10 protein-coding genes are annotated in these 8812 nt (G+C 39.6%); 5 read left to right on the top strand and 5 right to left on the bottom strand.

The window, feature by feature from the left end; translation table 11 throughout:
- Nucleotides 1–185 precede the first annotated feature (185 nt).
- Nucleotides 186–731 (top strand): gamma carbonic anhydrase family protein, encoded by a 546-nt coding sequence (locus PTE_RS21130; protein ID WP_036850402.1) that lies wholly within the window; start codon nt 186–188, stop codon nt 729–731.
- Here PTE_RS21130 and PTE_RS21125 read toward each other — a convergent pair.
- The 5 genes from PTE_RS21125 to dprA form a co-directional block, all read right to left on the bottom strand.
- Entirely contained in the window at nt 707–967 is a 261-nt protein-coding gene (locus tag PTE_RS21125) for a DUF1488 family protein (protein WP_036850399.1), read from the bottom strand. The two genes, PTE_RS21130 and PTE_RS21125, sit on opposite strands and share 25 nt — an antisense overlap.
- Complete coding sequence (gene aroE, locus PTE_RS21120) at nt 964–1782, bottom strand: shikimate dehydrogenase (protein ID WP_036850396.1); 819 nt, start codon at nt 1780–1782, stop codon at nt 964–966. Before aroE ends, PTE_RS21125 begins: the two co-directional genes overlap by 4 nt.
- Nucleotides 1783–1789: 7 nt before the next feature.
- Entirely contained in the window at nt 1790–2359 is a 570-nt protein-coding gene (gene tsaC / locus PTE_RS21115) for an L-threonylcarbamoyladenylate synthase type 1 TsaC (protein ID WP_036850393.1), read from the bottom strand.
- A gap of 13 nt (nt 2360–2372) precedes the next feature.
- A complete protein-coding gene (locus PTE_RS21110) occupies nt 2373–2912 on the bottom strand; it encodes a topoisomerase DNA-binding C4 zinc finger domain-containing protein (RefSeq protein ID WP_036850390.1) in 540 nt (179 codons plus the stop codon).
- A 176-nt stretch (nt 2913–3088) separates the two neighbouring features.
- A complete protein-coding gene (dprA, locus tag PTE_RS21105) occupies nt 3089–4174 on the bottom strand; it encodes a DNA-protecting protein DprA (protein WP_036850387.1) in 1086 nt (361 codons plus the stop codon).
- A gap of 133 nt (nt 4175–4307) precedes the next feature.
- On the opposite strand from dprA, the gene def reads away from it, so the two are divergent.
- The 4 genes from def to trkA all read left to right on the top strand — a co-directional run bounded on the left by def (nt 4308) and on the right by trkA (nt 8584).
- Nucleotides 4308–4820, top strand: a complete 513-nt coding sequence (def, locus tag PTE_RS21100) for a peptide deformylase (protein ID WP_036850384.1) — start codon at nt 4308–4310, stop codon at nt 4818–4820.
- A gap of 24 nt (nt 4821–4844) precedes the next feature.
- Nucleotides 4845–5792, top strand: coding sequence for a methionyl-tRNA formyltransferase (fmt, locus tag PTE_RS21095; protein ID WP_036850381.1), 948 nt, complete (start codon nt 4845–4847; stop codon nt 5790–5792).
- 69 nt (nt 5793–5861) lie between these two features.
- The gene (rsmB, locus tag PTE_RS21090) at nt 5862–7151 is read left to right on the top strand and encodes a 16S rRNA (cytosine(967)-C(5))-methyltransferase RsmB (protein ID WP_036850379.1); all 1290 of its coding nucleotides are present in this window, start codon (nt 5862–5864) and stop codon (nt 7149–7151) included.
- A gap of 56 nt (nt 7152–7207) precedes the next feature.
- Nucleotides 7208–8584 carry a Trk system potassium transporter TrkA gene (gene trkA, locus PTE_RS21085; protein ID WP_036850376.1) on the top strand — a complete coding sequence of 459 codons (1377 nt, stop codon included), beginning with the start codon at nt 7208–7210 and terminating at the stop codon, nt 8582–8584.
- Nucleotides 8585–8812 lie beyond the last annotated feature (228 nt).

Raw genomic sequence — 8812 nt, 5'->3', positions numbered from 1 at the left:
AACCCAGATTTTTACACAACACTTTTTTTTAGATTTATCGCCAACAGGTTGCTTCTTGCTCTTTTTGGGTTGAATTTAGGCGATAACAGCCAAGATCAATAAGCTTTTTCCATTGCATACTAATGTTTTCCTCACTAGGATCCCGTTAAGAATAAAAGATCTCCATTTCTTCATTAGAGGTATATATGTCTGGAGTGTTGCGCAGTTACCTTGGTACTCAACCTAAAATTGGTCAGAAAGTTATGTTAGATCCGTCTAGTGTGATCATTGGTGATGTCAGACTTGCTGATGATGTCAGCATATGGCCTTTAGTTGTCATTCGTGGCGACGTTAATTACGTATCTATTGGCACACGTACTAACATCCAAGATGGCTCTGTATTACATGTAACACACAAATCTGTTGATAATCCCGATGGTTTTCCTTTAATTGTTGGGAATGATGTCACCATCGGGCATAAAGCTATACTCCATGGTTGTACTATTGGTAATCGAGTGCTCATCGGTATGGGCTCCATCCTACTTGATGGTTCAGTTATTGAAGATGACGTTATTATTGGAGCAGGCAGCTTGATCGCTCCAGGAAAGACATTAGAAAGTGGATACCTTTATGTCGGTAGCCCTGCCCGTCGGGTCAGAAAACTAAAACCTGAAGAATTAAAAATATTATATTATTCAGCAAGCAATTATGTCTGCTGTAAAAATGACTACCTGCAAGAAGGTAACATATAACGTCCTAAATGATCATCATCCCCGTTATTGATTAACGATTCGAATTCCTCTTCAAGATCCCAACGATTTTGCCGGAAAAGATTTAATGGATGATGATCTTCCCCATAACGGTATAAAAGATCCCTAGCCCTCATAGTACAGTGAACCAATGACCCATTTACCAACGCGGGAAAAATGACTATCTGCTGTTGTTCATCCCACTCTTCTCTATCAGGAAACTGGATAGATTGATTCACGAATGTAACTCCTGTTCCAATGTTAACAGTACAGGTGCAATTTCTGGCAGTACACCATGCCATAATTTAAATGAATGAGCGGCCTGTCCTACTAACATCCCTAATCCATCAGCATAACGAGAAACACCATGTTTTCTAGCAAAGGAAATGAAAGGCGTCAAATTAGCCTGATAAAACATGTCATAACAGACACAATTTTCATTAAATATTAATGGAGATATCGCAGGAACCTCACCATTAATACCGGATGCAGTCGCATTGATAATAAGATCAAACTCAGGGCTATTAAGTGTTTTCATCTCAACGGGCCGAATGTTACCTATTGGCGAAAAATTATTAGCGATCTGGATGGTACGACTGAACGTTCGGTTTGTAATTGTAATATCACAACCAAATTCTAATAATGGAGATAAAATACCTCTGGCACCACCACCAGCCCCAATTATTAAAATATGCTGCCCCTGAGTAATAAACTCAAGCCGTATCAAATCTGCTAACAATCCTATACCATCCGTGTTATCACCAAGCAATTGATTATTATCTAATAATTTCAAGGTATTGACTGCACCACTGAGTCTTGCCCGCTCAGTCAATTCATTTGCCCTGATAAATGCCTGCTCTTTAAATGGCACAGTAACATTAGCTCCTCCCCCCCCCTGTTGAAGAAACACATCCAATGTCTCTTCAAATTTACCTATTGGTGCTAAAATCTTCCCATAACAATGCGCAATACCCGTTTGATCAGCAAATAACTGATGGATACGGGGTGATTTACTGTGTGTAACCGGATTACCAAAGACAGCGAATTGATTCATATTTATTCTACCCTTGACGATAAAGCTCACCAGTTAAAGCGTCCCGAATTTCTGAAGGATCCTTCCTCCCTCCAACATCACCATCTAACACAGAAAGTTTATCCCCAAACTGTTGTCTGACTTCTTCTGCTGTTCGGCATGGTTCAAGACCATTTAAATTTGCACTGGTCGATACCAATGGTTTTCCATAAAAAGTACATAACTGTTTCACCAAAGGATGATCACTAACTCTGACAGCCAACGTGGAAAATTGCCCAGTCAACCATTTAGCTGTACCAGCTTTTGCAGGGATCACCCAGGTTACAGGCCCAGGCCAACAAGCAAATATAACTTCTTTTTGGTCTTTTGTTAGAAGTTTATCATCAAGATATGGCTGTAATTGTCTATAATTATCTGCAATAAGAATCAACCCTTTTTGCCACGGGCGCTTCTTTAATGTAAGCAGTTCATTTACCGCTTTTTCACTATCAGGATCACATCCAAGCCCAAAAACAGCTTCAGTTGGATAAGCAATAACTTTTTCCGCTTTTAGCGAAGTTAATACTTTTTCAAATACAGGTGATGCTTCATTACTCATTTTATTACTCAGTTTAATTTATTTGCTGTTTTCCACACAACTTACTAGCACAAAACAACTTTGTACCTTGTGATGTGCGTTTCTCCATCAATAACGGATAGAAACAAAACACACATTCACCAACAACTGGCTTATTATTTAATACAAACTGGCAGTTGGGGTAACGGTTACACGCGTGAAAAATTTTTCCGAAACGTGATTTTCTTTGGAGTAATTGCCCTTTTTTGCATTGGGGGCAGGCTATCGACGTCTCATCCGGTTTATCAATCAGTGCCGTATGTTCGCATTCAGGATAACGACTGCAACCAATGAACATGCCATAACGCCCTTGACGTAAAACTAAATTAGCTCCACATACAGGACATAACTGCCCTTCAAGCTCTTTTACCACATGGCCGTTACTTTGCCCTTTTAATGAGCGAATATATTGACATAATGGATAACTAAAACATCCAAAAAATGGGCCATGAATGCCATTACGGATAACCAAAACAGAGCCACATTCAGGACAATATTCAGTTTCATTAGTGGAGAAAGGAACCATTTTTGCCATACCATTTTCACTTGAAATTTATACTTATATGACACTAAGCAAGACTTTGAGTATTCAGTTATACCCTATAGATTTCAAGATGCATAGAGACGGCAAGGGAGCGAATCCCCAGGAGCATAGCGAACTATGTGACCGGGGTGAGCGAGTGCAGCCAACATGAAAGATAACGGGTATAACTAACTCACGCGCACATAACCACCAGCAACCACCGCCACCTTACCTAATAATTCTAGTTCAAGGAGCTTTGTCATTACCTCAGCTATAGGTAATGCAGAGCGTTGCGCAATAATATCAACTGGCGTTATTTCATCACCTACGTTAACCAGCATATCAGCAAATGGCAACTCAGTTTGCTCAAACTGGGGTTTTACTTCTTCCTTTGTTCTTTCCATATGTAACCATTGTAGTGAACTGTAAACATGTTCCACAATATCCATTACATTTGTAGCCAGATATGCTCCCTGTTTTATCAACCAGTGATTCCCTTCACTGACTGAGCTCCCCAAAAACCCTGGTAATGCAAATACATCCCTTCCCTGTTCAAGAGCACAACGAGCTGTAATTAATGAACCGCTGTTTTGACTCGCTTCTACAACAATAACTGCCGAACTTAATCCACTGATAATCCTGTTTCTTTTAGGGAAGTTTTTTGCACGTGGAGGAGTCTCCGGAAAAAATTCAGAAACAAGGGCTCCCCCCTCCTCTATTTGCTTTGCTAATAATCCGTGTCTATAAGGATAAATCTGACCAAGACCGCTACCTAATACAGCTATTGTTTGACCATCACTATCCAGCGCAGATCGGTGACAAATACCATCAATACCAATAGCTAAACCACTAGTAATAACTAACCCATGTCCAACCAATTCACCTGCAAAAATTTTTCCCCATTTCTCGCCATAATAGCTTGCTGCCCTGCTCCCTACCATCGCCACCTGCTTCTTTAAAAGAAGATCTGATTTCCCTGACACAAAAAGCGCAAGAGGTGGGGTATGTATCTGCTTTAATAGAGGCGGATACAACGGGTGAGAATATGTCAATAAATGGTGTTCCGGCTGCTCCAGCCATTTTAAGCATGAAGCTAGCAAGGTTTTATTGGCTTTAGTAAATTGCAAACATTGTGCTGACGTTAATCCACTCTCTTTAAGCACGGTGAGATAACGATTCCCAGCATGCAATAATTTCTCTGTAATATTTGCTGCTTTTTCTGTTGCTAAATGAGAGATCATCTTCATTCGCAACCATATTTCCATAGCTTCCATATTGTCATCCTGACTGAGATTGACGGACAAAACCAAACTGCTCAATTGGCAATCAATACTGTCAATCTAAATGGGAAATGTCTAGAATAGACATAAAATACCATTCACATTTTGGACATAGATCTAAACATATATGCCAGTATTACAAGTATTACATTACCCAGACGAGCGGCTTCGCACTATTGCAACGCCTGTTAAAGAAGTTAATGCGGAGATTCAACGTATCATTGATGATATGTTTGAAACTATGTACGTAGAGGAAGGCATTGGCCTGGCAGCAACACAAGTTGATATTCATCAGCGTATTGTCGTTATTGACGTATCGGAAACTCGTAATGAACGCCTTGTGCTGATAAATCCAGAGTTACTGGAAAAAAGTGGTAATACTGGGATTGAAGAAGGCTGTTTGTCTATTCCTGAGCAGCGAGCATTAGTGCCACGAGCTGAAAAAATCAAAATCAGAGCCTTAGATTACAATGGTCAATCATTTGAATTACAAACTGATGGCTTACTAGCTATTTGTATTCAGCACGAGATGGATCATTTAATTGGTAAGCTTTTTGTGGATTACTTATCTCCACTGAAACGCCAGCGTATACGCCAGAAAGTAGAAAAGCTGGATAAACAAAAAGCCCGAACCAAATAAATTATATTAATACAGGAAATAAACGTGTCTGATTCTTTACGTATTGTTTTTGCCGGAACACCTGACTTTGCGGCACGCCATTTAGAGGCTTTATTAACGTCTCAGCATGAGATAGTTGGCGTTCTAACGCGACCAGACAGACCAGCCGGAAGAGGTAAAAAACTGACACCCAGTCCTGTAAAAGTACTGGCAGAAGAACATAACATTACTGTTTTTCAGCCAGCCACTTTACGTTCAGAAGAAAACCAACAATGGATTCTTAAACAACAACCTGATGTTCTCATAGTTGTAGCCTATGGATTAATCCTCCCTAAGGCTGTTTTAGATATTCCAAGATTAGGTTGTCTGAACGTACACGGCTCTCTATTACCACGTTGGCGTGGTGCAGCACCAATTCAACGTTCACTTTGGGCTGGTGACACGGAAACAGGTGTAACGATCATGCAAATGGATGTAGGCCTTGATACTGGCGATATGCTATATAAAGCAAGCTGTCCTATTACACTTGAAGATACTAGTGCCAGTTTATACGAAAAACTGACCAATATTGGGCCAGATGCACTACTTAAAACATTATCATTAATAACATCAGGTAACAATCAGCCTGAAACTCAAAGTGAAAAGTTGGTTACCTACGCTGAAAAACTAAGCAAAGAAGAAGCCAAAATAAATTGGGAACTATCTGCAACCCATCTTGAACGTTGCATTCGTGCATTTAATCCTTGGCCCATGAGCTTTTTCGAGATGGAAGGGCAACCTGTTAAAATCTGGAAAGCAGAAGCCATTGAAGAACAAATTTCGGTAGAACCAGGAACTATCTTAAAAGCAGACAAAAAAGGTATTCATATTGCCACTGCCGATGGAATTTTGAATATCACGCAATTACAACCTGCTGGTAAAAAAGCAATGTCAGCCGCAGATCTGCTTAACTCCAAACGTGAGTGGTTTACGCCAGGTAATAAAATCAACTGAATACTATTCTATGTAAACTCTTTCTCACAAACTTTCTCTTAATACTGATTTTTGTCAGCCTTTTTAACTATGAAAAATACATATAATCTACGAAGTATCGCCGCAAAAGCAATCAATCAAGTTCTGGACCAAGGGCAATCTCTCAGTACGATATTGCCTGAACTTCAACGAAATATAACTGATAAAGATAAATCTTTGTTACAGGAGTTATCTTTCGGGGTATTACGTGTATTACCTCAGTTAGAATGGATAATAAGCCAATTAATGGAAAAACCATTAAAAGGTAAGCAACGTATTCTTCATTACCTGCTTATGGTTGGCATATACCAACTTACCTATACCCGTATCCCAGCTCATGCAGCACTTGCTGAAACAGTAAATGGAGCCGTAACTCTGAAATATCCTCAGCTAAAAGGATTGATTAATGGTGTCCTTCGCCAGTTTCAGAGGCAGCAACTACAATTAATGGAGCGTTCACAAAATAGTCCCAGCAATCACTTACATCCTAAATGGTTATTAGCTAAAATCCAAAAAGCCTATCCGCAAGAATGGCAGCAACTTATTGAAAATAATAACAAGAAACCGCCTATGTGGTTGAGAGTTAATCGAATATACCATAGTCGAGATGAATATCTTTCTCTTCTTCATAAAGCCGGAATTGATGCGGAACCAGCTATCGAATTACCTTCTGCTATCCGTGTAATTTTCCCCTGCCCGGTAACAATATTACCTGGATTTGATAAAGGTTGGGTGACTATTCAGGATGTATCCGCACAAGGGTGTGCCGAATTATTACAACCAATCAATGGAGAGAAAATTCTCGATCTTTGTGCCGCACCAGGAGGGAAAACAACACATATCCTAGAAATAGCGCCAAAAGCCAAAGTATTAGCTATAGATATTGATAAACACAGGATAAAACGAGTAAAAGAAAATCTCCAGCGCCTTAATTGCCATGCAACAGTAAAAACCGGTGATGGACGCCACCCTGAATATTGGGCAGAAGGCCAGCAATTCGATCGTATCCTTCTGGATGCACCTTGTTCAGCAACAGGAGTAATCCGTCGCCACCCTGATATCAAATGGTTACGCCGCGAAGAAGATATTGCTCAATTAGTTCAATTACAATCTGAGATTATTGATGCAATCTGGCCATATTTAAAGAAAGGTGGGGCATTAGTATATGCAACCTGTTCTATTTTGCCAGATGAAAATAGCCAGCAAATCAGCTCATTTTTAAAACGCCACCCAGATGCCAAACTATCGGGAACAGAGACAGGTGATAACCCAGGAAAACAAATAATACCTGAATTCAATGGTGGTGATGGTTTCTTTTACGCTCGATTAATTAAACAGTAATATATCTCCACAATTTATAAAGATAATTATCTGTTTCTAACAAGTTAGAGAATACTATGAAAATAATTATTCTTGGTGCAGGTCAAGTTGGTGGTACATTAGCTGAAAATCTAGTAGGTGAAAATAACGATATTACTATAGTCGACACAGATCCCAACCGCCTGCACCAACTACAGGATAAATTCGACCTCAGAGTAGTCAATGGTCATGGTTCTCATCCCAGAGTATTAAGAGAAGCTGGTGCTGAAGATGCTGATATGTTAATTGCTGTAACTAATTCTGACGAAACTAACATGATTGCATGCCAGATTGCTTATTCCTTATTTAATACACCAAATAAAGTTGCACGAATACGCGCAGCAGAGTATATCCGTGAATCAGATAAGCTTTTTCTCCCTAACGACATTCCTATTGATTATCTTATTTCACCAGAACAACTCGTCATAGATTATATTTATAAACTAATTCAGTATCCTGGCGCTTTGCAGGTTGTTAACTTTGCCGAAGGTAGAGTAAGTATTGTTGCAGTAAAAGCTTATTACGGAGGTTCACTTGTAGGAAATGCACTTTCTTCACTTCGTGAACACATGCCACATATTAATACCAGAGTTGCTGCCATATTTCGCCAAGATCGACCAATAAAACCACAAGGCTCTACAATCATTGAAGCTGGTGACGAGGTTTTCTTTGTGGCTGCATCACAACATATTCGTGCTGTAATGAGCGAGCTTCAACGCTTAGAAAAACCTTACAAGCGTCTTATGATCGTTGGTGGTGGCAATATTGGCGCCGGACTTGCCCTACGTCTCGAAAAAGATTACAGAGTTAAATTAATTGAACGAAATCAGCAACGAGCCACAGAACTAGCCGAATTATTACACGACACCATTGTTTTCTATGGGGATGCATCTGACCAAGAGCTATTAGCCGAAGAACATATAGAACAGGTAGATGTATTCATTGCCCTAACCAACGATGACGAAGCAAATATCATGTCTGCAATGCTTGCCAAACGCATGGGAGCCAAAAAAGCCATGGTTCTCATTCAGCGTAGTGCATATGTCGATTTAGTACAAGGAGGTGTTATTGATATTGCAATCTCTCCACAGCAAGCAACTATTTCAGCTCTACTAGGTCATGTTCGTAAAGCAGATATCGTAAGCGTTTCCTCATTACGTCGTGGAGTAGCGGAAGCTATCGAAGCAATTGCTCATGGAGATGAAAACACGTCAAAGGTTGTCGGCCGAGTTGTAGGTGATATTAAATTGCCACCAGGTACTACAATTGGAGCAATAGCTCGCGGCGACGAAGTAATTATTGCTCATGATTACAGTGTAATCGAACAAGGAGATCATGTAATTATGTTTATTACAGATAAAAAATTTGTTCCCGAAGTAGAAAGACTATTCCAACCAAGCCCTTTTTTCCTTTAGGAATCAAAAAATAATTATCTATCAGTCATATAATTCAAACACAATAACTGACACAACTTGACACACTTTAATTAACATGACGATTAAAAGAACGTGGTGAGCTTTTTGAAGCCATTGGTAAATTTACCATGACAGGCAATTTTACCAATCCAACTGCTAACATTATTATTGATATAATCTTGAAAAATATCGGGCCGTCAGCGACTATTATTTGCACAATAAAACGAA

This window comes from Photorhabdus khanii NC19 (assembly GCF_000517265.1).
GTDB lineage: Bacteria > Pseudomonadota > Gammaproteobacteria > Enterobacterales > Enterobacteriaceae > Photorhabdus > Photorhabdus khanii.
The sequence above is the reverse complement of the archived record's forward strand: the minus strand, read 5'-3'. Positions and strand labels throughout refer to the sequence as shown.